At 79.2% G+C, this 876-nt stretch carries 1 protein-coding gene; it reads left to right on the top strand.

The window, feature by feature from the left end:
- A partial coding sequence (locus tag GTW67_RS00690) for a phosphotransferase family protein (RefSeq protein ID WP_346010524.1) occupies positions 1-876 on the top strand: 876 nt, incomplete at both ends.

Here is an 876-nt window from a genome sequence, read left to right on the forward strand (position 1 = left end):
CTGACGGCCTACGCCAGAGACACCGCCCACGCCAGAGACACCGCCGGCCCCACCCCCTGCCCCTGCGGCGCAGCCACCCTCGCCGACCGCCCCGACGCCACCGTCGTCCGCCACGCCGGCACCGTCGCCAAGGCCCACGCCGCCGACGCCGCCCCGGCCGAGCTGGCCCTCCGGGTCACCACCGCCGCCCACCTCCCCGGCATCCTCCTCCCCCCACTGCACGACACCCCCACCCACCTGCACGGACGCCTCGTCACCCACTGGCCCTACGGCACCCCCGTCGACCCCGACACCCCGGACGCCGCGCCCTGGGAGGCCGCCGCCACCCTCCTCGCCCGCCTCCACCGCACCCCACCCCCCGTCGCCGGCACGCCCGTCATGCGCGGCCCCGAGAAGGCGGCCCGCGCCCTCACCCTGCTGCGGACCACCGCCCCCCACCACCCGGGCACCGCCCCCGTACTGCGCGCCTGGGCCGCCCTGCCCGCCTGGGCACGGGGCGAGGCCGCCACGCCGGACACGGCCACCCTCTGCCACGGCGACCTCCACCTCGGCCAGCTCGTACGCCACCCCGCCCCCGACGGCCCCTGGCTGCTGATAGACGTCGACGACCTCGGCGTCGGCGTCCCCGCCTGGGACCTGGCCCGCCCTGCCGCCTGGTACGCCTGCGGACTCCTCCCGCCCGACGAGTGGAACCGCTTCCTGACCGCCTACCGCGACGCCGGAGGACCCGCCGTCCCGCCGGACGACGACCCCTGGCCCGCCCTGGACGTGCCGGCCCGCGCGCTCACCGCCCAGACCGCGGCCCGCGCCGTCACCAAGGCCGCCGCGGCCGGCCGCCCCCTGGACGAGGTGGAACACGCCCTGGTCGACGCCTGC

Source organism: Streptomyces sp. SID5910, assembly GCF_009862125.1.
Classification (GTDB): Bacteria; Actinomycetota; Actinomycetes; order Streptomycetales; family Streptomycetaceae; genus Streptomyces.